The organism is Streptomyces sp. KM273126 (assembly GCF_004337435.2).
Classification (GTDB): Bacteria; Actinomycetota; Actinomycetes; order Streptomycetales; family Streptomycetaceae; genus Streptomyces; species Streptomyces acidicola.
Map to the genome: position 1 here is coordinate 4,019,466 of NZ_SJXB02000001.1, position 23,846 is coordinate 4,043,311.

20 protein-coding genes and 1 pseudogene are annotated in these 23,846 nt (G+C 69.6%); 11 read left to right on the forward strand and 10 right to left on the reverse strand.

The window, feature by feature from the left end; translation table 11 throughout:
- Positions 1-111 precede the first annotated feature (111 nt).
- The 3 genes from fdhD to E0500_RS17380 are packed head-to-tail and all read right to left on the reverse strand — an operon-like array spanning position 112 to position 3,547.
- The gene (fdhD, locus tag E0500_RS17370; RefSeq protein WP_181587034.1) at positions 112-975 is read right to left on the reverse strand and encodes a formate dehydrogenase accessory sulfurtransferase FdhD; all 864 of its coding nucleotides are present in this window, start codon (positions 973-975) and stop codon (positions 112-114) included.
- A 17-nt stretch (positions 976-992) separates the two neighbouring features.
- The gene (locus E0500_RS17375) at positions 993-2,561 is read right to left on the reverse strand and encodes a molybdopterin oxidoreductase family protein (RefSeq protein WP_131571437.1); all 1,569 of its coding nucleotides are present in this window, start codon (positions 2,559-2,561) and stop codon (positions 993-995) included.
- 14 nt (positions 2,562-2,575) lie between these two features.
- Positions 2,576-3,547: a 2-dehydropantoate 2-reductase gene (locus tag E0500_RS17380; protein ID WP_131571431.1), complete on the reverse strand. Its 972-nt coding sequence runs from the start codon at positions 3,545-3,547 to the stop codon at positions 2,576-2,578.
- 310 nt (positions 3,548-3,857) lie between these two features.
- Between E0500_RS17380 and E0500_RS17385 the strand changes: the two genes are divergently transcribed.
- Complete coding sequence (locus tag E0500_RS17385) at positions 3,858-4,532, forward strand: GntR family transcriptional regulator (protein WP_131571435.1); 675 nt, start codon at positions 3,858-3,860, stop codon at positions 4,530-4,532.
- Positions 4,533-4,792: 260 nt separating this feature from the next.
- Here E0500_RS17385 and E0500_RS17390 read toward each other — a convergent pair.
- The 4 genes and pseudogenes from E0500_RS17390 to E0500_RS17400 all read right to left on the reverse strand — a co-directional run.
- Positions 4,793-5,173: pseudogene (locus E0500_RS17390) on the reverse strand (MFS transporter); the annotation flags it as partial.
- A gap of 1 nt (position 5,174) precedes the next feature.
- Positions 5,175-6,563 carry an OFA family MFS transporter gene (locus E0500_RS17395; RefSeq protein ID WP_131571428.1) on the reverse strand — a complete coding sequence of 463 codons (1,389 nt, stop codon included), beginning with the start codon at positions 6,561-6,563 and terminating at the stop codon, positions 5,175-5,177.
- A gap of 123 nt (positions 6,564-6,686) precedes the next feature.
- Positions 6,687-6,782: a hypothetical protein gene (locus E0500_RS45425; protein ID WP_220140533.1), complete on the reverse strand. Its 96-nt coding sequence runs from the start codon at positions 6,780-6,782 to the stop codon at positions 6,687-6,689.
- A 71-nt stretch (positions 6,783-6,853) separates the two neighbouring features.
- On the reverse strand, positions 6,854-7,015 hold the full coding sequence (locus tag E0500_RS17400) for a hypothetical protein (protein WP_165935235.1): 162 nt from the start codon (positions 7,013-7,015) through the stop codon (positions 6,854-6,856).
- Positions 7,016-7,412: 397 nt separating this feature from the next.
- Between E0500_RS17400 and E0500_RS17405 the strand changes: the two genes are divergently transcribed.
- The 3 genes from E0500_RS17405 to E0500_RS17415 all read left to right on the forward strand — a co-directional run bounded on the left by E0500_RS17405 (position 7,413) and on the right by E0500_RS17415 (position 11,012).
- Positions 7,413-8,969, forward strand: a complete 1,557-nt coding sequence (locus E0500_RS17405; RefSeq protein ID WP_131571426.1) for an aldehyde dehydrogenase family protein — start codon at positions 7,413-7,415, stop codon at positions 8,967-8,969.
- 95 nt (positions 8,970-9,064) lie between these two features.
- Complete coding sequence (gene frc / locus E0500_RS17410) at positions 9,065-10,294, forward strand: formyl-CoA transferase (protein WP_181587036.1); 1,230 nt, start codon at positions 9,065-9,067, stop codon at positions 10,292-10,294.
- A gap of 166 nt (positions 10,295-10,460) precedes the next feature.
- Positions 10,461-11,012 carry a carbonic anhydrase gene (locus tag E0500_RS17415; protein ID WP_131559895.1) on the forward strand — a complete coding sequence of 184 codons (552 nt, stop codon included), beginning with the start codon at positions 10,461-10,463 and terminating at the stop codon, positions 11,010-11,012.
- A 52-nt stretch (positions 11,013-11,064) separates the two neighbouring features.
- On the opposite strand, the gene E0500_RS17420 is transcribed toward E0500_RS17415, so the two are convergent.
- Positions 11,065-11,757 (reverse strand): GntR family transcriptional regulator, encoded by a 693-nt coding sequence (locus tag E0500_RS17420; protein ID WP_131559897.1) that lies wholly within the window; start codon positions 11,755-11,757, stop codon positions 11,065-11,067.
- 214 nt (positions 11,758-11,971) lie between these two features.
- Between E0500_RS17420 and E0500_RS17425 the strand changes: the two genes are divergently transcribed.
- A complete protein-coding gene (locus tag E0500_RS17425; RefSeq protein WP_131559899.1) occupies positions 11,972-12,772 on the forward strand; it encodes an acyl-CoA dehydrogenase family protein in 801 nt (266 codons plus the stop codon).
- Between the two features lie 22 nt (positions 12,773-12,794).
- Here the strand turns inward: E0500_RS17425 and E0500_RS17430 are convergent, their stop codons facing one another.
- Positions 12,795-13,484: a GntR family transcriptional regulator gene (locus E0500_RS17430; RefSeq protein ID WP_131559901.1), complete on the reverse strand. Its 690-nt coding sequence runs from the start codon at positions 13,482-13,484 to the stop codon at positions 12,795-12,797.
- A gap of 342 nt (positions 13,485-13,826) precedes the next feature.
- On the opposite strand from E0500_RS17430, the gene E0500_RS17435 reads away from it, so the two are divergent.
- The 5 genes from E0500_RS17435 (at position 13,827) to E0500_RS17455 (ending at position 20,208) form a co-directional block, all read left to right on the forward strand.
- Positions 13,827-14,306, forward strand: coding sequence for an NAD(P)H-dependent oxidoreductase subunit E (locus E0500_RS17435; RefSeq protein WP_131559903.1), 480 nt, complete (start codon positions 13,827-13,829; stop codon positions 14,304-14,306).
- Positions 14,303-15,916: an NADH-quinone oxidoreductase subunit NuoF gene (locus tag E0500_RS17440; protein ID WP_131559905.1), complete on the forward strand. Its 1,614-nt coding sequence runs from the start codon at positions 14,303-14,305 to the stop codon at positions 15,914-15,916. Before E0500_RS17435 ends, E0500_RS17440 begins: the two co-directional genes overlap by 4 nt.
- The gene (gene fdhF, locus E0500_RS17445; protein WP_131559907.1) at positions 15,913-18,729 is read left to right on the forward strand and encodes a formate dehydrogenase subunit alpha; all 2,817 of its coding nucleotides are present in this window, start codon (positions 15,913-15,915) and stop codon (positions 18,727-18,729) included. The genes E0500_RS17440 and fdhF overlap by 4 nt, the downstream gene beginning before the upstream one ends.
- A 1-nt stretch (position 18,730) precedes the next feature.
- Positions 18,731-18,943 (forward strand): formate dehydrogenase subunit delta, encoded by a 213-nt coding sequence (locus E0500_RS17450; RefSeq protein ID WP_258572829.1) that lies wholly within the window; start codon positions 18,731-18,733, stop codon positions 18,941-18,943.
- 332 nt (positions 18,944-19,275) lie between these two features.
- Positions 19,276-20,208: a LysR family transcriptional regulator gene (locus E0500_RS17455; RefSeq protein ID WP_131559909.1), complete on the forward strand. Its 933-nt coding sequence runs from the start codon at positions 19,276-19,278 to the stop codon at positions 20,206-20,208.
- A 9-nt stretch (positions 20,209-20,217) separates the two neighbouring features.
- Here the strand turns inward: E0500_RS17455 and E0500_RS17460 are convergent, their stop codons facing one another.
- Positions 20,218-21,804, reverse strand: coding sequence for a FadD7 family fatty acid--CoA ligase (locus E0500_RS17460; RefSeq protein WP_131559911.1), 1,587 nt, complete (start codon positions 21,802-21,804; stop codon positions 20,218-20,220).
- Between the two features lie 267 nt (positions 21,805-22,071).
- On the opposite strand from E0500_RS17460, the gene oxc reads away from it, so the two are divergent.
- Complete coding sequence (gene oxc, locus E0500_RS17465) at positions 22,072-23,823, forward strand: oxalyl-CoA decarboxylase (RefSeq protein WP_131559912.1); 1,752 nt, start codon at positions 22,072-22,074, stop codon at positions 23,821-23,823.
- Positions 23,824-23,846 lie beyond the last annotated feature (23 nt).

Sequence of the window (23,846 nt, forward strand, 5' to 3'; positions counted from 1 at the left end):
CGGCCCGCCCCGCACCGTCTCCTCGTGCGCGGCCGGGCTGAGGCGGGGCCCCTCCGGCGCAGGGGGCGCTCCCCGCCGTCGGGGCCCCGCCGCCGTGTCGCGGGGAGCCGGTCAGCCCTGGGGGGCCGCGGCCCGCAGGGCGATGCGGTGCTCACCCGCGTACACGTTCATGGAGGCGCCGCGCAGGAAGCCGACCAGGGTCAGGCCCGTCTCCGCGGCCAGGTCGACCGCCAGGGACGAAGGGGCCGAGACCGCCGCGAGCACCGGGATGCCGGCCATCACCGCCTTCTGCGCCAGCTCGAAGGACGCCCGTCCCGAGACCAACAGGACCGTCCGGGACAGCGGGAGCGCGCCGCTTTGCAGCGCGCGCCCCACCAACTTGTCCACCGCGTTGTGGCGGCCCACGTCCTCACGTATGTCGAGGAGCTCGCCGTCCTCGGTGAACAGGGCCGCCGCGTGCAGGCCCCCGGTCCGGTCGAAAATCCGCTGGGCCGCGCGCAGCCGGTCGGGGAGGCTCGCGAGCAGCTCGGGTTCCAACCGCACCGGGGGAGTACTGTTGCCCTCCGTTTCGTCGATCGACCAGCGGGTCGTCGTACGGACCGCGTCCAGGCTCGCCTTTCCGCACAGCCCGCAGGACGACGTCGTGTACACGTTCCGTTCGAGCGTGATGTCCGGGATGACGACGCCGGGAGCCGTCTTCACATCCACGATGTTGTACGTGTTCGAACCGTCCACCGTGGCGCCCGCGCAGTACACGATGTTCTGCAGTTCGTCCGCCGCGCCCAGCACCCCCTCGCTCACCAGGAAGCCCGCCGCCAGCGCGAAGTCGTCGCCCGGGGTGCGCATGGTGATCGCGAGGGGCTTGCCGTTGAGCCGGATCTCCAGGGGTTCCTCGGCGACGAGCGTGTCCGGGCGGGCGGAGACCGCGCCGTCCCGGATGCGGATCACCTTGCGTCGTTCCGTCACTCGTCCCATGTCCCCATCAGCCCCGATCAGTCCCGGTTCTGTACGTGCTGGTGGCCGAAGCGGCCCTTGACGCGGAGGTTGCCGTGGGCCACCGGGTCCTCCCGCTCCGAAGCCGGTGGACCGAGTACCGCCGCGATCGGCAGCTTCTCGATCCGGATCGCCGAGGCCTTGAACTCCGCGGTCCCCGCGATCGGACAACTGGCCTTCCGCGTCAGCCGGCCGGCGTCCACCTCGGCCGGAAGGCGCATGGTCATGAACGCCAGCCCGGGCCGTAACGCCGTGTCCACCCACACCGGTGCCACCATCGAGCCGCGCCGTGTGGCGATCCGGACCTCCTCACCGACCACCACGCCGTAGTGCTCGGCGTCCTCCGGGCACAGCTCGACGTACTCACCACGCCGCAGCGGCGACGCGAAACTGCCGGCCTGCGCACTGGTGTTGTACGACTCGTCGAGGCGGCGCCCCGTGGTGAGCCGGATCGGGTACCGCTCGTCCGTCAGGTCCACGGGCGGGTCGTACGGGACGAGTCCGAAGGGCACGCGCAGATCCCGCTCGGCCGACGACACCGACCTCGACTCGTTCCGGACGGTCTCGGCATACGTGTGGTCCCAGTCGTGACCGAGGCGCACGGCGACGTCGCAGAGGATGTCGATGCCGTCGCGGGCCTCGCCCGGCACGGTGACCGCCCCGTGGACTGGTGGAACTCGCTGCTCGCTGCCGGTGGTTGCGCCATCCGCCTCCGCCGGCCCAGCGGTCGAGGGCAGCACGACGTCCGCCAGCTCCGCTGTCTCCGTCAGGAAGGTGTCCTGCACGACGAGGAAGTCGAGGGCGCGCAGCCGCCGCACCGCCTGCTCGCCGTCGGCCGCTGACTGCGCCAGGTCCTCACCGATGCAGTAAACGGCCTTGAGCGTGCCCTCCTCCATGGCCTCGAACATCTCCGTCAGCGTCAGCCCGTGGTGCACGTCGTCCTGCCCGCGCAGGGGCTGGAGTCCGGAACCGTAGCGGCCCACGTGGCCGACCAGCAGGGACAGATTGATCAGCGCGCGTACGCTGTCCGAGGCGTTGTGGTGCTCTTTGATGCCCCGCGGCCGGCCCAGCCGACCGTGCTCGCCGCGGGCGTAGGCGTGCGCCAACTCCCTTATGGCGGAGGCCGGTACGCCCGTCACCTTCTCCGCGAGCGACAGCGTCCAGTCCTCGACGAGCTGCCGGTACTCCTCGAAGCCGGTCGTCGCCCGTTCGATGAAGGCGTGGTCGGCGAGGCCCGCTCGGATGATCTCCCGGCCGATCGCGTGAGCCATGGGGATGTCGGTGCCGGAGTTCGGCCTCACCCGGGCCTCCGTCCGCTCGGCGGTCGGCGTGTGACAGGTGCCGTTGCAGGAGGCCACGTTGTCCGTGCCCATGACGACACGCGCGAACTTCTGCGCCACGCCGTTCATTCCACGGGGCGCGCGGGCGCAGGAGAGCACTCCGGAGGCGCCGCACGCCCGGCTCAGCCCCTGGGCGACGCGGGTCAGCGCGTCGTCCCAGTCGACCTGCCGAAAGGGCTCGTCGCGCGAGTCCCGGACCAGCGGCCGGGTGAGCCGGGCGTGGGCCATCAGGCCGTGTCCGCTCACGCCGCGGTCCGCAGCGCGAGCAGATCCGAGATGGCGTGGACGGTACGGAGCGTCGGCACCGGAACCTCGGTGATCTCCGCCAGCTCGACGACGGCCGCGAGGAGTACGTCGAGTTCGAGCGGTTTACCGCGCTCCAGGTCCTGGAGCGTGGAGGTGCGGTGGTCGCCGACGCGCTCGGCGCCCGCGAGACGGCGCTCGATGGAGACGCCGACCTCGCAGCCGAGGGCCTCGGCGACGGCGAGCGTTTCTTTCATCATGATCTCGATGACCTGGCGGGTGCCGCCGTGCAGGCACATCTGCCGCATGGTGGCGCGGGCCAGCGCGCTGATCGGGTTGAAGGAGATGTTGCCGAGCAGCTTGAGCCAGATGTCGTTGCGCAGGTCGGGCTCGACCGGACACTTGAGCCCGCCTGCCTGCATGGCCTCGCTGAGTGCCAGACAGCGGGTCGAGACACTGCGGTCGGGCTCGCCGATGGAGAACCGCGTGCCTTCGAGGTGTCGTACGACCCCCGGGCCCTCCAGCTCGGTTGCGGCGTAGACGACACACCCGATGGCCCGTTCGGGCGCGAGCACCGCACTGACCGCGCCGTCCGGGTCCACGCTCTCGACACGGTGCCCGTCGTGGGGGCCGCCGTGCCGGTGGAAGTACCACCAGGGGATGCCGTTCTGGGCGGCCACGACCGCCGTCGTCTCATGGAGCAGGGGCTCGATCAGCGGCCCGCACGCCGCGTACGAGTTGGCCTTCAGGCCCAGGAAGACGAAGTCGACCGGGCCGATCTCAGCCGGGTCGTCGGTGGCATGGGCGCGCGCGGTGAAGTCGCCGCGCGGGCTGAGGACTCTGACGCCGTGCTGCCTCATGGCCGCCAGATGCGGTCCACGGGCGACGAGATGCACATCCGCGCCTGCGCGGTGGAGAGCGGCGCCGACGTAGGCGCCGATCGCACCGGCGCCGAGAACTGCAACTTTCACTGTGTGGAGCTCCGTTCGGTCGAGGGTACCGAGGAACTGCCGAACTCTTGTCGACGGAATATTGTCTACAGGATGGAGATGCGGCCAGCAAGAGTTAGGACAGCACTCGAACGCCTTGCGTGAGAGAAACGCGGACGGGCGGTCGTGCGCGGGACGGGTCCTCCGCTGTCCGTGAGCTGCCCGTACGCCCCGGCGTGACGAGTCCGGCTCCCGCGTCTCCTGGTGTTTTGTGCGCCGTGGACTGTAGGCAAAAGACACATCATAATTGGCCTTCATCTTGCAGCGACGCTGCCCAGGAGGGACCGCGATGTTGCCGACGACAGGACTGCCGCAGGGTGCGGTGCCCAAGCTCGAACGGCCCGGTCCGCTGCGCGACCGTGTCTACGAGGCTCTGCTCGAACTCATCACCACCCGCGCCCTCCAGCCGGGCCAGCACCTTGTCGAGAGCGAACTCGCCGGGCATCTCGGGGTGTCCCGGCAGCCTGTGCGTGAGGCGCTGCAGCGCCTCAGTACCGAGAACTGGGTCGATCTGCGGCCCGCCCAGGGCGCGTTCGTGCACGAACCGACCGAGGCGGAGGCGGACCAGCTCCTCACGGTGCGTACCCTCCTGGAGGCCGAGGCCGCCCGGCTCGCCGCCGCCCATGCGAGGGCCGAGGCCGTCATCGCGCTGGAGGAGTTGTGCACGGAGGGCGAGCGCGCGGTCGCCGCCGACGACGTGGACGGCGCGGTCGCGATGAATGCCCGGCTCCACGCGAAGATCATGGAACTCGCGGGCAACGAGGTCCTCGCCGAGTTGGCCGCGCGCGTCGACCGGCGTGTCCGCTGGTACTACACGCCGGTCGCCCGGCAGCGCGGACAGCAGTCCTGGACCGAACACCGTGAGCTGATCGCGGCGATCGCGGCCCGCGACGAGCGGCGCGCCACGGCGATCATGCGTGCCCACACGGAACACACGCGGAAGATGTACCACGAGCGCGAGAAGTAGGAGGGCGGCCGGGCTCGCTCACGAGAACACGTTCCAGCACTCGGTGACAGGTCGCCAGAACGCCGCGGGCGCGTGGGAAACCACGGGTTGTACTGTCCTCCTGGCCTTCACCACGTGCGCCACGGATCGGGCGGCCTTTCCCCACGACGCCCGTCGTGGGGAAAGGCCGCCCGATGTCCGGGCTCCCTTGCTCAGGCCGCTTGCTGCTGCGGTACCGACGTGGCGCCTCGGGGCCGCCCCGGCTGCCGCAGCAGCCGTGCGATGAACGGCAGCGATCCGTAGGCGAACCCGCCGTTGACGAAGCCGGTCTTGGCGCCGCGCCGCTCGGGGAACCACTTGCCGACCATGTTGATGCAGGTCGTGTAGACGAGGCCGGCCCCGACGCCGCCGACGACGCCGAATCCGAGGATTGCGAGCCATACGTTGCTCAGATGCGACAGGGCGAGGAACCCGGCGATGCACATGACCCCGCCGACGTACACGGCAGATACACCATGAGCTTGCGGGGGTGACCGAAGATGTCCCGGTCGGTCTCGCCGACGCGGTGGACGCGGCCGCGGGAGTCGGTCACTTCACGGTGGGGACGGTTCGCGGCGTCGGGGTGCTGTCGAGCTGTTCTGCACGACGGGGGCAGCCGTCATGTCACGCCATCTCCTCGCCTGGCTTGTGCTGGTCGGTCGCGATGCGCTGTGCCTTGGGACGTCCGGGCGGGTGCAGGAACAGGGCGACGAAGCCGGCGAAGAGGGAGATCGAGCCGGCCAGGATGAACGCGCCGGAGTAGTCCCAGGCACCGACCACGACGGCGCCCATGCCGGAGCCGAGCAGGCCGGAGACCAGCTTCGACGAGTACACCAGGCCGTAGTTGGAGGCGTTGTTGTTCTCACCGAAGTAGTCGGCGGTCATGGCGGCGAACATGGGGAAGATGGCGCCGCCGCCGAAGCCGGAGATCGACGAGAAGAGCAGGAAGAGAGGCAGGTTGCCGATGTTCCCGGAGAACAGGATGCCGTACTGCGACAGTCCGAGGACGATGCAGACGAAGATCAGGCACTGCTTGCGGCCGTAGCGGTCGGAGAGCCAGCCGATCACGCCGCGGCCCGTGCCGTTCACGATCGCCTTCAGGGACATCGCGGTCGCCACGATGCCGCCCGCGAAGCCCGCCTCGTCCCCGAAGGGCACCTGGAAGGCTATGCCGAAGATGTTCACACCCGAGGTACAGAGCAGGCAGAACCACATGAGGGCCACGCGGCCGGTCTGCCACGCCTCCTTGGGGGTGTACTGGTGCACGGCCGGCGGGTTCTTCTCCAGCGCGCGCCGGGCACGTGCGTCGTCGGGCTTCTTCAGCGGGTCGACGTCGGCCGGCCACCAGTTCTTCGGCGGGTCCTGGAAGAAGTGGCCCGCCACCGCGACGACCGCGGCCAGGAAGAGGCCCACGGAGACCAGCACCCAGCGGAAGTTGGTGAGGTCCATGTAACCGGTGAAGAGGAAGACGAAGGGTACGGAGCCGTAGGCGAAACCGCCGTTCACGAAGCCCGTCTTGCCGCCCTTGCGCTCCGGATACCACTTGGCGACCATGTTCACGCAGGTCGCGTAGACCATGCCCGCGCCCATGCCGCTGAACATGCCGAAGCCGATGTACGCGACGACCACATGCGGCGCGTACGCCAGCGAGAGGTAACCCAGTAGCGTGCCGAGCGCGCCGAACATCATCGCCCAGCGGGCCGGAAGTTTGCCGCTCTCGCGCAGCTTGCCCGCGGGGAAGGCCACCGCCGCCTGGAAGAAGACCCAGACGCCCAGCATCCAGAAGATGTGCGCGCTGCTCCAGCTGTGCGCCGTATGCAGCGTGTCCTCGGCCGACGCGAACGCGTACTCGGCCGAGCTGATGCCCATCATGCCGACCCACGGCAGGATGACCATCCACTTGCGTTTGCGCCCCATGATGTCGATGTCGGTCTCACCGACGCGGAAGACGCGTCCGTTCGCGTCGGTCACCTCACGGTAGGGAACTGATGTGGGGAGGTCGGTCGTTGTCATGTTGTGTTGCAACTCCTTGCGTCGAAAGATCTGGCCAGCGCCCCCTGTCCCATGCCTTTCGTGCGCACGCGGGTCCCGGGGCCGGCCGACGCGCACCGTCGGCCGACTCCTCACCCACTCATCTCATGAAGCACCGCCCAACAGCCCTGCGGCACGGGTCCGGCGGTACTGCGCGCCGAGCCCGGCCACTGGCTTCTCGGTCCTGTACGGGCAAGCCACGACCCCTCGTTCGCCGGGTAGTGGCAGGTCTCGCCGGTCGTCGGCTCCTCGCCCGCTCCTCTGTCGTTGAGTCAGATCACTCTCTTGCCTTTGAGGAGCGGCAACTCCTCGCTGTGGAAGCCGAGTTCACCGGCTGATAGCAGGTCTCGCCGGTCGCCGAGCAGCGGGGACCGCTCGATCTCGGCAGGGGAGTCGGACAGTTTCAGCGGGGTGCCCACGAACTCGGATGTCACCGGGCTCACCTCACTTGTCCGTTGCTCTGAACGTTCTGGCGGTGCTGTGCGTGGGCCCTGACACATTGCATACAGTCGACGAATACTGTATGAAGATGGTTATCCCGCATCCGATGGGTGGATGTCCAGGGGGCGTGCAGCACTTTTAAGACGGGGAGCCGAATCCTGGGCCTGTGCGAGCACAGGTCTCCACATCCGGCACGCTCGCCTACCAACTCATCAGCCGGGACCGGAACGTGACGTCGCAGGGTTGACGCGGCGTGACTGCTGCAAACAGTCCAGCCTCACCTCGCTCCTCCCTGTGTACGCGGCCCTTGGTCGCGCCGGCACGCATTCTGCGGTTCAGCAGATGCCAGGCCTCCCGCCCCCGACTGTGCACCGAGAGCGGAGACACCGAATGGCAACCACCCTCAACCCCACCCCACTCGTGCTGAAGTCCGGCACGTCCTGGAACGACGCATGGCAGCGATGCCTCACCGCTGCTCCTGAGGCGTTCCGCGAAGACCGTGTCCTGAACCTCTGGGGCGCTGCCTGGCAGGCGGACGGCCGGGCCCTGCCCGCGACCAGCCCGGTCGACGGCAGCCCGATCGCGGGCCCGCCCCGCCTGGACGGTGCCACGGCTCAGCAGGCGGTGCGGGCCTCGCTCGACCAGCACCGCGCCTGGCGCCATCTGCCCCTGGAGGAACGCCGTGCGCGTGTGGCGGCGACCCTGGACGCGCTCACCGAGCACCGCGAACTGCTCGCCCTCCTTCTGGTCTGGGAGATCGGCAAGCCCTGGCGGCTCGCGCAGGCCGACGTGGACCGGGCGATCGACGGCGTGCGCTGGTACGTCGACGGCGTCGAGCCCATGGTGGAAGGCAGGGCTCCGCTCGACGGACCCGTGTCCAACATCGCGAGCTGGAACTACCCGATGAGCGTGCTCGTCCACGCGATGCTGGTGCAGGCGCTGGCCGGCAACGCGGTCATCGCCAAGACCCCGACCGACGGCGGTGTCGCCTGCCTCACCCTGGCCTGCGCGCTCGCCGCGCGTGAGGGGGTCCCCGTCACCCTCGTCAGCGGCAGCGGAGGCGAGCTGTCCGAGGCGCTGGTGCGGGCACCCGAGATCGGCTGCGTCTCCTTCGTCGGGGGCCGCGACACCGGCGCGGCGGTGGCCACAGCCGTCGCCGACCTGGGTAAGCGGCATGTACTCGAACAAGAAGGGCTCAATACCTGGGGCATCTGGAACCACACCGACTGGGACGCCCTGACGGCAGTCATCCCCAAGCTCTTCGACTACGGCAAGCAGCGCTGCACGGCCTACCCGCGCTTCGTCGTCCAGCGCTCGCTGTTCGACGAGTTCCTGGCCGCGTACCTGCCGGCGGTCCGCTCCCTTCGGGTCGGCCACCCGCTCGCGGTCGAGCACCCCGACGACCCGTACCCGACACTCGACTTCGGGCCGCTGATCAACGCGGCGAAGGCCAAGGAGCTGCGCGACCAGGTCGCCGAGGCCATCGACCGAGGGGCCGTCCCGCTGCACCGCGGCGAGCTGAGCGAAGCCCGCTTCCTGTCCGGCCAGGACATGGCGGCGTATGTCCAGCCGGTCACGCTCCTCAACCCGCCGCCGTCCTCGCCACTGCACCATGCCGAGCCCTTCGGCCCGGTCGACACCATCGTCCTGGTCGACACCGAGGCCGAGTTGCTCGCCGCCATGAACGCGTCGAACGGCGCCCTGGTCGCCACACTGTCCACGGACGACCAGGCGACCTTTGACCGACTAGCCCCGCAGATCCGCGCGTTCAAGGTCGGCCACGGCAAGCCCCGCTCCCGGGGCGACCGTGACGAGCTGTTCGGCGGGTTCGGCGCGTCCTGGCGCGGTGCGTTCGTGGGCGGGGAACTGCTGATACGTGCGGTGACGCAGGGGCCGGCGGGGGAGCGGCTGCCCGGGAACTTCCCGGAACACCACCTCATGCCGTGAGGTGCGGTCGGGCGGCGCCCGAATCGGGGCGCTGCCCGACGGGGGCTCGATGGATGGCGACGTACACACGACGACGTACAAGTGAGGTGGCGATCATGACGAAAGCTCTTGAGGGCATCCGTGTCCTGGACATGACGCATGTCCAGTCCGGGCCGTCCGCGACCCAGCTGCTCGCGTGGCTCGGCGCGGACGTCGTGAAGCTGGAAGCGCCGACCGGTGACATCACGCGCAAGCAGCTGCGTGACCTCCCGGACGTCGACTCCCTCTACTTCACGATGCTCAACTCCAACAAGCGGAGCATCACCCTCAACACCAAGACCGAGCGCGGCAAGGAACTCCTCACCGAGCTGATCCGGCGTTCCGACGTCATGGTCGAGAACTTCGGACCGGGCGCGGTCGACCGCATGGGGTTCACCTGGGACCGCATCCAGGAGATCAATCCGCGGATCGTCTATGCCTCCATCAAGGGGTTCGGTGAAGGCCCGTACACCAACTTCAAGGCGTACGAGGTCGTCGCGCAGGCCATGGGCGGGTCGATGTCGACCACCGGGTTCGAGGACGGGCCGCCGCTGGCGACAGGGGCCCAGATCGGGGACTCGGGCACGGGCATCCACGCCGTGGCGGGGATTCTCGCGGCGCTGTTCCAGCGGGAGAACACCGGGCGGGGTCAGCGGGTCAATGTGGCCATGCAGCACGCCGTGCTCAACCTCTGCCGGGTGAAGCTGCGCGATCAGCAGCGCCTGGCCCATGGCCCGCTCGCTGAATATCCCAACGAGGACTTCGGCACGGAAGTACCCCGCTCGGGAAACGCCTCCGGTGGCGGCCAGCCCGGCTGGGCGGTCAAGTGCGCGCCGGGCGGCCCGAACGACTACGTGTACGTCATCGTGCAGCCCGTCGGCTGGAAGCCGGTCACCGAGCTCATCGGCCGGCCCGAACTGGCCGACGACCCCGAGTGGTCGACCCCCGAGGCCCGGCTGCCGAAGCTGAACAAGATGTTCCAGCTCATCGAGGAATGGACCAGCACCCTCCCCAAGTGGCAGGTGCTGGAGAAGCTCAACGCCCACAACATCCCCTGCGGCCCTGTCCTGTCCACCAAGGAGATCATCGAGGACCCGTCACTGGCCGACAACGAGATGGTCGTCAAGGTCCCGCACCCCGAGCGAGGCGAGTACCTGACCGTGGGCAACCCGCTGAAGCTCTCCGACTCCCCCGTGGACGTGACCAGTTCGCCGCTGCTCGGCGAGCACAACGAAGAGATCTACATCGCCGAACTCGGCCTCGACCACGAGGAGCTGCCGCTCCTCAAGGCGAACGGAGTGATCTGATCGACGACGGCTGATGCCGCGCCTGCACTTCCCCTCCGTCCCGGCCCAGGGCTTGTCCGGCGGATCGCGACCTGATCCGCGGGACAGGCCCCAGGCGTCCACCGCCGCGCCCGGGACGGCCCTCGCCCTGCACTATTCGAACCCGACGTGAGTGAGGTAGCCCAGCGTGTCGACATCAGCACCCCGTTTCGCCCGGCCCACCCGCAGCGCATCCGGCACCGAGACGGTCATCGACCGGCTCGTGGAGTCCAACCGTGCCTACGCCGCCGGATTCGTCGACCCCGGTATGGATGCCCGGCCGGTCCTGCGCGTGGCCGTCGTGGCCTGCATGGATGCTCGCATCGACCTGCACGCCGCGCTCGGCCTGGAGCTCGGCGACTGCCACACCGTCCGCAACGCGGGCGGTGTGGTCACCGACGACACGATCCGCTCCCTGACGATCAGTCAGCGTGCGCTGGGCACCCGCAGCGTCATACTCATCCACCACACCGGCTGCGGTCTGCAGAGCCTGACCGAGGAGTTCCGGCACGACCTGGAGATGGAGGTCGGGCAGCGGCCGGCCTGGGCGGTGGAGGCGTTCCGGGACGTCGACCAGGACGTACGGCAGTCGATGCAACGGGTGCGCACCTCGCCGTTCCTGCCGCACACCGATGACGTCCGGGGCTTCGTCTTCGACGTGTCGACGGGGCTGCTGCGGGAGATCGACCCGCGGTCCTGAGTACTCTGTCCGGCCCCCCGCCTCGCCTCTGCCCCGTTGCCCCGCCCTGCCGTCAGGCGCTGTGGTCGGCGACAGCGGCGATCTGCTTGCAGTAGAAGTCCGTGGTGTTCCGCGTGTGCCGGCGCATGAGCTCCTCGGCGCGGTCGGCATCGCGGTCGGCGATGGCCTCGATGATCCGGGCGTGCTCGCTCCAGGCGTCCTTGCCGCGGGGTTTGGCGATGGGCATGTAGTACCAGCGCACGCGTCGGTCGACCTGAGGTATGAGTTCGGCGAGGACCGCGTTGCGGGAGAGATGGGTGATGTGGGCGTGGAGAGCGGCGTTGGCCTCCACGATGGCCCGGGCGTCGCCGGCCGCGAGGGCGGTGAGGCCGGTCTGCTGCAGTTCCCACAGCCGGGCGACGTCGTGGGGAGTGGCGTGCTGGGCGGCGCCGTGTGCGGAGTGGGTTTCGAGGAGGGCCCGGACGCTGAGGAGCTGGGCGCATTCCTCCTTGGTGGGGGAGTGGACGAAGGCTCCCTGGGCGGGGCGCAGGTCGACCCAGCCGGCGGTCTGCAGCCGCTGCAGGGCCTCGCGTATCGGCTGGCGGCTGACGCCGAGGCTTTCGGCGAGTTCGGCCTCGACGAGGTGCTGGCCGGGCTTGAGGGAGCCGTTGATGATCATTTCGGTGAGGGCCTCGTAGACGGCCTGGCGTAGCGGGGCGGGCCGTCTGATGGGGCCGCGGACTGTCGCGGTGGGTGTCTCAGGCATGGCCCTCTCCCTTGTTCGACTGCTGACGCCAAACCACTGGAGTCCCGGGATACTGAGTTTAGTATGCAATAGCCAGTCCTGGGTGCGGTTGTGTTGCGAAGTTGCGGAAATTGATCGGCCCCACCTCTGGCGTCTGGAACGGGATGAAGAATACTGTATGCAATCATCCCGCTGCCTGACAGTGGACCAGAAACCGCCCCGAGGGGGTCACCCTGTGCCGTACCGCGCCGCTCTCTCAGAGGTCCTGAACAGCGTCATCGCGCTCTCCGCCGAAGAGACCGCCCTGGAGGGCAGATTCCCCCGCCGTGCCGTGACGGCTCTCGGCCGTGCCGGACTGCTGGGACTCACCGTCTCCACTGAGTTCGGCGGCGGCGGTATGGGGCTGCCGGAAGCCGTCGAGGTGGTGGCGCGGACCGCGCGCGTCTGCCCGGCCACGGCGGCCGTGCTCCAGTCTCACTACACGGCGGTCGCCGTCATCGAGTCGTACGGAAGCCCCTGGGTGCGCGGCGAGGTCGCCGCGGGACGACACCTCGGCAGCCTCGCTCTGTCGGAGGACGGCACCGGCGAGCAGGGGGTGGAGGCTCAACTCGGCACGCCGCGCACCGCTGCCGCCCGCTCCGGTGGCGTGGTCGCGCTGCGTGCCCGTAAGCACCAGGTGGTCGCGGCGGGGGAGGCTGACAGTTACGTCTGGTCCTCCCGGCCGCTCGGCGCGCCGGAGGGCCTGAGCCTGTGGATGGTGCCGGCGCACGCCCCGGACCTGTTCGTTCCGGCCCGGCCCGGCGGAGTGGAGCCGCACGGCAGCGCGACGTCCACGGTGTTCGCCGACCCGGTTCTCGTTCCCGCCGACGCGATGCTCGGCGCGGACGGCGGCGGGCTCGACATCGTGCTGCGTACCGTCCTGCCCTGGCTGCTCGAACTGCGGGCCGCCGCCGGCGCCGAGACCTTTTGCTCCGCGGCCGTCGACGTCTCCCTCAGCTCCGCTCGCCGCCCCGCCGGTTCCCTCGCGTCGTCCTGACCTCTCCGGGCGGCGCCCTCGGTCATTCCTGGCCCGTTCCGGCGGCGATCTGCTTGCGGTAGAAGTCGGTTGTGCGCTCGGTGTGCTTGCGCATGACCTCGCCGGCGCGGTCCGCGTCGCCCTTGGCGATGGCCTTGATGAGCAGCGCGTGCTCGTTCCAGGCCGCCTTGCCGCGGGGTTTGGCGATGGGCGTGTAGTACCAGCGCACCTTCTGGCCGACCTGTGAGATCAGTTCGGCCAGTACGGCATTGTCGGCCACGGCGGTGATGAAGGTGTGCAGGGCGCTGTTGGCCGTGACCAGGCGTTCGACGTCGCCCTCGGCGAGTGCGTCGATCCCCTCCTGCTGCAACTCCCAGAGGCGTTCGATGTCCTGGGGCTTCGCGTGCTGGGCCGCGAGCTGGGCCGAATAGGTTTCCAGTACCGAGCGGACCCCGAGGAGCTGGGCGGCCTCTTCTTCCGTGGGGGAGTGGACGAAGGCACCCTGGGCGGGGCGCAGGTCGACCCACCCGGCGCTCTGCATCCGCTGCAGGGCCTCGCGGACCGGTTGACGGCTGACACCGAGGTGTTCGGCGAGTTCGGCCTCGACGAGGTGCTGGCCGGGCTTGAGGGAGCCGCTGACGATCAGTTCGGTCAGGGCGTCGTACACGGCCTGGCGCAGCGGTGCCGGGCGGGAGACGCGCCGGGACGCCGCGGCCGTGAGTGCCTCGCGCATGGTTGCCCCGTTCTGACGAGAAGGCCCGCGGGGGCCGACGGCTTTGCCAAGTGGTGGCCGCCGAAAGGGTTGCCGACGACGGCTTCAGCGTACAGGTTTTGGTATGCAAGATGGTGTGAGCTGTGGGTGGTGCAGCCCTGGTCGGAGCTCTGTCGGAGCACTGACGGAGCACGGCCGGAGTCCTGGTCGGCGGGTCCCGTGGTCGCGCGGCTTCCGGCGCCCTCGCGACCGAGGTTGGGCCACATTCTTTGCTGGGCTTCTGTATACAGAAGCCTGTATGGGGTATCGTCTGAGTCTCCTGCATCCTCGCCGGGGACCCGTGTGACGGAAGGCGGAGCGATCATGACGACCAGCGGGAGTGACGTGACGGTCGAGAGCGTGGTCCGGAGGGTGGTGGCCGGTCACCGGGGCCAGCGCGGTGCGCTGCTGCCTGTACTGCACGCCGTTCAGGCCGAGTTGGGCCATGTGCCGCAAGAGGCGATTCCGGTCCTCGCCGACGAACTCAACCTCTCCCGGGCGGACGTCCACGGAGTGGTGACCTTCTACCACGACTTCCGCCGCGAGCCCGCAGGCCGCACCACGGTGCGCATCTGCCGCGCCGAGGCATGCCAGGCCCTGGGCGCCGACAGCCTGGTGGGCTATGCGCGCGAGGCCGGACTGACCCTGGGGGAGACGACGGCGGACGGTTCGGTGACCGTCGAGCAGGTCTTCTGCCTCGGCAACTGCGCACTCGGGCCGTCGGTGGAGGCGAACGGCCGGCTGTACGGACGAGTGGGCCCCGCCCAGCTGGGCTCGATCCTCAACGGGACGGTCTCTTCATGAACAACTCTTCGCACTCCGCGGCGACGGTCTACGTCCCCCGCGACTCGGCGGCCAGGTCCGTCGGCGCGGACGAGGTTGCGGGCGCCCTGCAACGTGCCGCCGATCGCGGGGACTTCGCCATCGAAGTCGTACGCAACGGATCGCGCGGCATGCTGTGGCTGGAGCCGATGGTCGAGGTGGTGACCTCGCAGGGCCGCGTCGGCTACGGGCCCGTGGCCCCCTCGGACGTGGACGGGCTCCTGGCCGCCGGCCTGCTCGACGGGGCGGACCATCCGCTGCGGCTCGGCATCGTGGACGAACTGCCCTGGCTGGCACGCCAGAACCGCGTCACCTTCGCCAGAGTCGGGGTGACCGACCCCCTGTCGACGGAGGACTACGTGGCGCACGGCGGCCTCGCCGGGCTGCGCGCCGCCCTGGAGCTCGCCCCCGCGGACGTGGTCGCGGAGGTCACCGCATCCGGGCTGCGTGGCCGCGGCGGCGCCGGATTCCCGGCCGGCATCAAGTGGAAGACCGTGCTCGACTGCGCCGACGAGCTGAAGTTCGTCTGCTGCAACGCCGACGAGGGCGACAGCGGGACCTTCGCCGACCGCATGGTCATGGAAGGCGACCCGTTCATGCTCATCGAGGGCATGACCATCGCCGCACACGCGGTCGGCGCGAGCGAGGGCTACATATACATCCGCTCCGAATACCCCGACGCGGTGGCCACGATGCGCTCGGCGATCGCGATCGCGCGCGAGCACGGCTGGCTCGGCAAGGGCATCCTCGGTTCCGCGCTCGACTTCGACCTGCATGTACGCGTCGGAGCGGGCGCGTACATCTGCGGCGAGGAGACCTCCATGCTGGAGAGCCTGGAGGGCAAGCGGGGCATGGTCCGTGCGAAGCCGCCGATCCCGGCGATCGAGGGCCTGTTCGGCAAACCCACCGTGGTGAACAACGTCCTCACGCTGGCCACCGTCCCCGTCGTCCTCGCCGAGGGGGCGAAGGCGTACCAGGAGCTCGGCGTAGAACGCTCCCGCGGCACCCAGGTGTTCCAGCTCGGCGGCAACATCGCCCACGGCGGCATCGTGGAGACCGCCTTCGGCATCACCCTGCGCGAACTGGTCGAGGATTACGGCGGCGGAACCTTCTCCGGGCGCCCGGTGCGTACGGTGCAGGTCGGCGGCCCGCTCGGCGCCTATCTGCCGACGTCGATGTTCGACCTGCCGATGGACTACGAAGGGTTCGCGGCGGCCGGCGCGCTGATCGGACACGGCGGCATCGTGGTGTTCGACGACACCGTCGACATGGCCGCCCAGGCGCGCTTCGCCATGGAGTTCTGCGCCGAGGAGTCCTGCGGCAAGTGCACACCGTGCCGGGTCGGTGCGGTGCGGGGCGTCGAGGTGATCGACAAGATCGTCGCCGGTCAGCACCGGGACGAGAACCTGGCCCTGCTGGAAGATCTGTGCGACCTGATGACCGACGGTTCGCTGTGCGCGATGGGCGGGCTGACCCCGATGCCCGTACGCAGCGCCCTCACGCACTTCCCCGACGACTTCCTGGGCGGCCGTCGGCTCCTGGAGATCCAACCCGTACGAGCGACTGGTGTGAGGACGGAGGGCACGGCATGACACTCCTCAAGGAACCCGACTTCGGAACCCCGGAAAGGCCCGGCCCGGCGACGGTGTCGGTGGAGGTGGACGGCCTGCCCGTGACCGTCCCGGAGGGCACCTCGGTGATGCGCGCCGCCGCGCAGGCCGGCGTCGACATACCCAAACTGTGCGCCACCGACAGCCTGGAGGCGTTCGGCTCCTGCCGGCTGTGTGTGGTGGAGATCGACGGCCGGCGCGGCACCCCGGCGTCCTGCACCACACCGTGCGCCGACGGGATGAAGGTGAGCACACAGACGCCGAAGGTGGAGAAGCTCCGCCAGGGCGTCATGGAGCTCTACATCTCCGACCATCCGCTGGACTGCCTCACCTGCCCGGCCAACGGCGACTGCGAACTGCAGGACATGGCCGGTGTGGTGGGGCTCAGGCAGGTCCGCTACGGCTACGAGGGCGAGAACCACCTCGACGCCGAGAAGGACACGTCCAACCCCTACTTCGACTTCGACCCGTCCAAGTGCATCGCCTGCTCCCGCTGCGTGCGGGCCTGCGGTGAGGTGCAGGGCACGTTCGCGCTCACCATCGAGGGGCGTGGCTTTGAGTCCAAGGTCTCGCCGGGCGCCGGCGAGACCTTCATGGATTCCGAGTGCGTCTCCTGCGGGGCCTGCGTGCAGGCCTGCCCGACGTCGACGCTGCAGGAGCGCTCGGTCGTCGAACTCGGGATGCCGACCCGGTCGGTGGTCACCACCTGCGCGTACTGTGGTGTCGGCTGCTCGTTCAAGGCCGAGCTGCGCGGCGACGAGCTGGTGCGCATGGTTCCCCACAAGGACGGTGGGGCGAACGAGGGCCACTCCTGTGTGAAGGGCCGGTTCGCCTTCGGCTACGCCACCCACCCCGACCGCGTGCTGAAGCCCATGGTGCGGGACAGGATCACCGATCCGTGGCGCGAGGTCGAGTGGGACGAGGCGATCGGCACGGTCGCCCGGCGGATGCGGGAGATCCAGGACCGGTACGGTTCGAGTGCGGTCGGCGGCATCACCTCGTCGAGGTGCACCAACGAAGAGGTCTACGTCGTACAGAAGATGGTGCGCGCGGCCTTCGGCAACAACAACGTGGACACCTGCGCGCGGGTCTGCCACTCCCCGACGGGCTACGGGCTCAAGCAGACCTTCGGCGAGTCGGCCGGCACCCAGGACTTCCGCTCGGTGGCGCAGGCCGATGTGATCGTGGTGATCGGAGCGAACCCCACGGACGGGCACCCGGTGTTCGCCTCCCGGATGAAGCGCCGGCTGCGCGAGGGCGCGAAGCTCATCGTCGTCGACCCGCGCCGTATCGATCTGGTGCGCTCGCCGCACATCGAGGCCCAGCACCACCTCCAGCTCAGGCCGAGCACCAACGTCGCCGTGGTCAACGCCATGGCGCACGTGGTGGTCACCGAGGGCCTGGTCGACCGGTCCTTCGTGGACCAGCGGTGCGAGGGGTTCGACGAGTGGGCCGAGTTCATCGCCCGCCCGGAGAACAGCCCGGAGGCCGCCGAACCGATCACCGGTGTGCCGGCCGAGGAGCTGCGGGCCGCCGCACGGCTGTACGCGACCGCCCCGAACGGGGCCATCTACTACGGGCTAGGCGTCACCGAGCACAGCCAGGGTTCGACCATGGTCATGGGGATGGCCAACCTCGCGATGGCGTGCGGCAACATCGGCCGTGACGGCGTCGGCGTGAACCCGCTGCGCGGTCAGAACAACGTGCAGGGCTCGTGCGACATGGGCTCGTTCCCGCACGAACTGCCCGGCTACCGGCACGTCTCCGACGACGCGGTGCGCACCGTGTTCGAGAACCTCTGGGGCGGCACCCTCCTCGCCGAGCCCGGACTGCGCATCCCGAACATGTTCGACGCGGCGATCGACGGGACCTTCCGCGGCCTGTTCGTCCACGGCGAGGACATCGCCCAGTCCGACCCGAACCTGGGGCATGTCACCGCCGCGCTCGAAGCCATGGAACTGGTGGTCGTACAGGACCTGTTCCTCAACGAGACGGCCAAGTTCGCACATGTCTTCCTGCCCGGGGCGTCGTTCCTGGAGAAGGACGGCACGTTCACCAACGCCGAACGCCGGATCAACCGGGTGCGCGCGGTGATGAAGCCGAAGACGGGCAAGCACGAGTGGCAGATCGTGAGCGAGATCGCCACCGCCATGGGGTACCCGATGTCGTACGACCACCCGAGCCAGATCATGGACGAGATCGCCTCGGTCACACCGACCTTCACGGGTGTGTCCTTCGAGGTGCTGGACAAGCTCGGCAGCGTCCAGTGGCCGTGCAACGAGTCGGCTCCGGAGGGAACGCCCATCATGCACGTGGACGAGTTCGTCCGCGGCAAGGGCAAGTTCGTGGTCACCTCCTACGTCCCCACGAACGAGCGCAGCACCCGGCGCTTCCCGCTGGTCCTGACCACGGGGCGGATCCTCAGCCAGTACAACGTCGGCGCGCAGACCCGCCGTACCGGCAACGTCGCCTGGCACCCCGAGGACATACTGGAACTGCACCCCCACGACGCCGAGGTCCGTGGCATCACCGACGGTGACATGGTCACCCTGGCCAGCCGCGTCGGGCAGACGACGCTGCGCGCGGAGATCTCCGACCGTATGCCGACCGGCGTCGTGTACACCACCTTCCACCACCCTGTGACCGGTGCCAACGTGGTGACCACGGAGAACTCCGACTGGGCGACCAACTGCCCGGAGTACAAGGTGACCGCCGTGCAGGTCGGGCTCGCGCGTCCGCTCAGGCACGACGACACGGAACGCGCCGAGGACGATCTGGTCACGGTGGTGGACTGAGATGACAGCCACCGTGCCACCGGAACGCAGGATGGCGAACGACATCGCCGCGAACCTCGGACACCTGCCGGGGGAGCAGGCCGCCGAGGCGGTCGCGGGACACATCGGCAGGTTCTGGGACCCGCGCATGCGCACGCGGCTGTACGAGTTCGTCGACGCCGGAGCGAACGGGCTGGACCCCTTGGTGGTCGCAGCCGTGAAGCTCATGCGCTGACCCGCGTACCCGACCGCTGCGCGACGTGCACCATGCGCAGCGGTCGCGGAGCCCGTGCCGAAAGCGGCGCCTGCCGGGTCTTCCACGCTCGAACCCGAGCTCGCGCGGGGGCACCCGTCTCCGGGCGTGCGGGCACCCGCACACGCGCCGCCGCCCTGTCCGGAACTCTTCGACACAGGCCCTGGAGCCCTGGGGTACTGCCTTACTCTCCGACCTCCTCCCCGGCCGGCAAGTGCCCGGCTTGCCGTGCTCGATAGGCTCTGGCGGATCACACGGCATCCGGCTCGACCGTCTGCACTGCCGGCGCGGCCCCGGGGAGAGAGGAGTCGTTCATGCTGTTCCGGCAGCTGGAGTACTTCGTGGCGGTGGCGCGGGAGCGGCACTTCGCCAGGGCGGCGGAATCCTGCTACGTGTCCCAGCCCGCGCTCTCGGCGGCGATCGCCAAGCTGGAGCGGGAGCTGAACGTCACGCTGATCAACCGCGGGCACAACTACCAGGGCCTCACCCCGGAGGGCGAACGGCTCGTCGTGTGGGCCAAGAGGATCCTCGCCGAGCAGGACGCGTTCAAGGCCGAGGTGGCCGCCATGCAGTCGGGCATCACGGGGACGCTGCGGCTGGGAACGGAACCCACGGCCTCGACGACCCTGGCGCTTCCCGTGGCCGCGTTCTGCTCGGAGCACCCCCTGGCCAAGGTGCAGGTCCGCTCCCGGCTGTCCACGAAGGAACTCCTCCGTCAGCTGCGTGAGTTCGAACTGGATGCCGCGATCGCCCACTTCGCCCCCGGCGACCGGGAGAACCTACAGGTGATGCCGCTGTACGAGGAGCGATATGTGCTGCTGGTCTCGGGCGACCAGCTGATGCCACAGACCAGCACCATGACCTGGACGGAGGCGGCCCAGCTGCCGCTCGCGCTGCTGACGCCCGACCACCGGATCCGGGAGCTCATCGACAGCGTGTTCGCGGAGAAGGGGGTCGTCGTGACCCCGCAGGTGGAGACGGACTCGATCGCCTCCCTCTACGCGCACGTCGGCGGCGGCGAGTGGGCGAGCATCGTGCCGCACTCGTGGTTGCGAGCGATGCCGGTCATCGGCAGGACCAGAGCCGTGCGCCTGGTCGACCCGGACGTCAGGGCCGGGGTCTCGGTGGCGATCCACGCGGCGACTCCCGGTTCGATCGCCGCCCGGGCGTTCGTGAAGGCGGCAACGGGCCTGTCGCTCGACGACTTCTTCGACCAGCCGCTGACGACCGAGCATCGCGTGCGGTGAGACGGGCCGTCACGGCACGTACCGGGCCTCCACCGCCGGCCGGTCCAGCCCTCCCTTGGCGGTGTGCGGCAGATCGGTGACGAGTACGAGCCGGTCGGGCACTTCGAAGGGGGCAAGCCGGTCACGGGCGTACTCCAGGATCTCCTCGGACCCGATGCCGTCGCTCACGACCACGGCGGCGCCGACCCGTTGACCGTACGTCGCGTCGGGGATGGCGAACACGGCCGCTTCGGCGACTCCGGGACAGCCGGCGAGGATGTCCTCGACGTGCTCGGGCGAGATCTTCTCGCCGCCGCGGTTGATGAGGTTCTTGAGACGCCCGGTGAGGGTCAGGTATCCGTTCTTGTCCAGTGAGCCGAGGTCACCGGTGCGGAGCCAGCCGTCGGCGAAGCTGTGCGCCGTCTCGGCCGGGTTGCCGAGATAGCCGCGTGCGACGGTGGGACCGTGCACCCACACCTCGCCCTCGGTGCCGATCGGGCACGGGCGCCCGTTCTGGTCGACGACCCGCAGCTCCACCCCGGTCGGTCGGCCCACGGACCCTTGCTTCAGGGGCTCCTGCTGCGGCAGCGGTTCGCTGGTCGCCTGGTGCGTGGCCTCGGTCATCCCGTACGCGGAGAGCAGCGGTGCACCGAGCGTGCGCTCCAGTGCCCGTTGCGTGGCCGGGTTGAGGGGGGCACTGCAGCTGCGTACGAACTTCAGGGGCGGGGCTTGCGGGCCCGGGTACTCGGTGGCCGACCGGTTCAGGAGGATCTCGTGGATGGCCGGGGACGCCGTGAACCAGGTGGCGGCCGCGGCTCGCATGTCGTCCCAGAACGTGTGCGCCGAGAACCGTCCCTGTTCGGGCAGCAGTACGCATCCCCCGCTGGCCAGGGACGCCAGCAGCGCCGCCAACAGCCCGTGGCTGTGGAAGAAGGGCATCACCGCGACGGTCGCGTCGCCGGGGCCCAGCTCGTAGGTGGCGCAGATGCCCTGCACGGAGGCGGCCACATTGGCATGGGTCAGCGGAACCATCTTGGCCCGGTCGGTGGTTCCAGCCGTGAACATGACGAGGGCGTCGTGGCTCGACAGCTCGTGTGCCGCGCCCCGGGCGTCCCGTACCGCGCGCACGCCGGTATCGAGTGTCGCTGTCGCCGTACCGGCAGGGGAGGCGTGCACGCGCAGCGGCCAGGCCGGAACACGGAGGTGCGGGACCGGCGGGGCGCCGGCCGCACAGGGCCCGACCAGGACCGCCTGCGCGCCCAGCGCTTCGAGCCGGGCGGACAGCTGGGGCTCGGGCAGGGCCGGATCGATCGGAGCGACCACGAGGCCGGCTCGCGCCGCGCCCAGCAGGGCGACGACGAACTCGGCGGTGTTGGCGCAGACGAGACCCACCGCGTCGCCGCGGCGCAACGCCGTGGAGCCGAGGCGGGTGGCGATGTCGTCGACCAGGGCGGCGAGGGCGCGGTAGGACAGGTGTATCCGGTCCCCGGTGACGACGAGGGCTCTGGCGCGGGGACGATCGCGCACCGGCCGGTCGAGGAGGCCGACGAGGCCCGTGATTCCCGGGGGCCGGTACTGGTCCCTGTCGCGCACGGATGCTGCGGCCGGAACGGCCATGACTCCGCCTCCCCGTACCGAGTCTGATGAAGCAGTCCTCTGCGAGCCTGCGACGGTCCTGGGTTCGCGTCCAATACGCACTGGCGAACGACCAATAGCGGGCGTCTATCAAGGGAGTTGCAGGGCCAGGTCAGGGGCCTCCGCACTCGGTCGATAGATGTTGTTTATCGGCTGGTCGCCGATGGGTCTTGGACGTGGGGGCGCGTGCTGCGGATGGTGAGAGGAACAGCCGCTCCGGCAGGACCTGCCCAAGGAGGATCTCGGACCATGACCGACCCCTCGCCAATGGAGACCGCGGCAGCACCCGACGTTCCGACCGAGCTCACCGACGGGTACCACCTGGTCGTCGACGCGCTCAAGATGAATGACGTCGACACCATCTACGGGGTGGTCGGCATCCCGATCACCGACCTGGCCCGCCTCGCCCAGGCACAGGGCATCCGCTACGTCGGCTTCCGGCACGAGAGCAACGCCGGACACGCGGCGGCCATCGCCGGCTACCTCAACAAGAAGCCGGGCGTGGCGCTGACGGTGTCGGCCCCGGGCTTCCTCAACGGCCTGGTCGCGCTGGCGAACGCGACCACGAACTGCTTCCCGATGGTCCAGATCTCCGGCTCCAGCGAGCGCCACCTCGTCGACCTCAAGCAGGGCGACTACGAGGAGATGGACCAGCTCGCCGCCGCGCAGCCGTTCGTCAAGGCCGCGTACCGGGTGAGCCGCGTGGAGGACATCGGCCGGGGCATCGCCCGTGCGCTGCGCACCGCGATCTCCGGGCGCCCCGGCGGGGTCTACCTCGACATCCCCGCCGCGGTGCTCGGCGCCATCATGGACAAGGAGGCGGGCGCCAGGACGCTGAGCCGTCTCGTCGACCCCGCCCCGCGTCAGCTGCCCGCACCCGAGGCGGTGGACCGGGCGATCGAGCTCCTGGCGGGCGCCGAGCGGCCGTTGGTGGTGCTCGGCAAGGGCGCCGCGTACGCGCAGGCGGACGCGAAGATCCGCGAGTTCATCGAGTCCACCGGCATCCCGTACGTACCGATGTCGATGGCGAAGGGCCTGCTGCCCGACGACCACCCGCAGTCGGCGGCCACCGCCCGTTCCCTGGCGCTGAAGAAGGCCGACGTCGTGATGCTCGTCGGTGCCCGCCTCAACTGGCTGCTGGGCCACGGCGAGGCACCGCAGTGGAACCCCGACGCCAAGTTCATCCAGGTGGACATCGAGCCCAAGGAGATGGACAGCAACCAGCCGATTGCCGCCCCGCTCGTCGGTGACATGGAGTCGGTGCTCGACGCGCTCGCCGAGCGGACCAAGCCCGGCCAGATCGCGACCCCCGCTGCCTGGCGGGACGAGCTGAAGGCGCGCTCGGCGCAGAACGTCGCCAAGATGGCGAAGCGCCTTGAGGCCGACCCGCACCCCATGCAGTTCATGGGCGCCCTGAAGGCCGTACGCGACGTCGTGCACGAGCACCCCGAGACGTACATCGTCAACGAGGGCGCCAACGCTCTGGACATCGCGCGCAACGTGATCGACATGCATGTGCCGCGCCACCGCCTCGACAGCGGTACCTGGGGCGTCATGGGCATCGGCATGGGCTACGCGATCGCCGCCGCCGTCGAGAGCGGCGCTCCGGTCGTGGCCATCGAAGGCGACAGCGCGTTCGGGTTCAGCGGCATCGAGATCGAGACGATCTGCCGCTACAAGCTGCCTGTCGTCACGGTGATCATGAACAACGGCGGTGTCTACCGCGGCGACGACGTCAACCCGTACGACGACGCACCCTCTCCCACAACCCTCATGTCGGCGGCCCGCCATGACCTGCTGATCGAGGCGTTCGGCGGCAAGGGATACCGCGCCACCACGCCCGCCGAGGTCACCGCGGCCCTCACCGAGGCACTGGCCTCGGGCGGCCCGGCGCTCATCGACTGCGTGATCGACCCCTCGGCCGGTACCGAGAGCGGCCACATCTCACACCTCAACCCCAAGGGCATCACCGTCGGCAACATCACGCCGGCGAAGAAGTGAGCGCCTCCACGCCCCCCCGAACT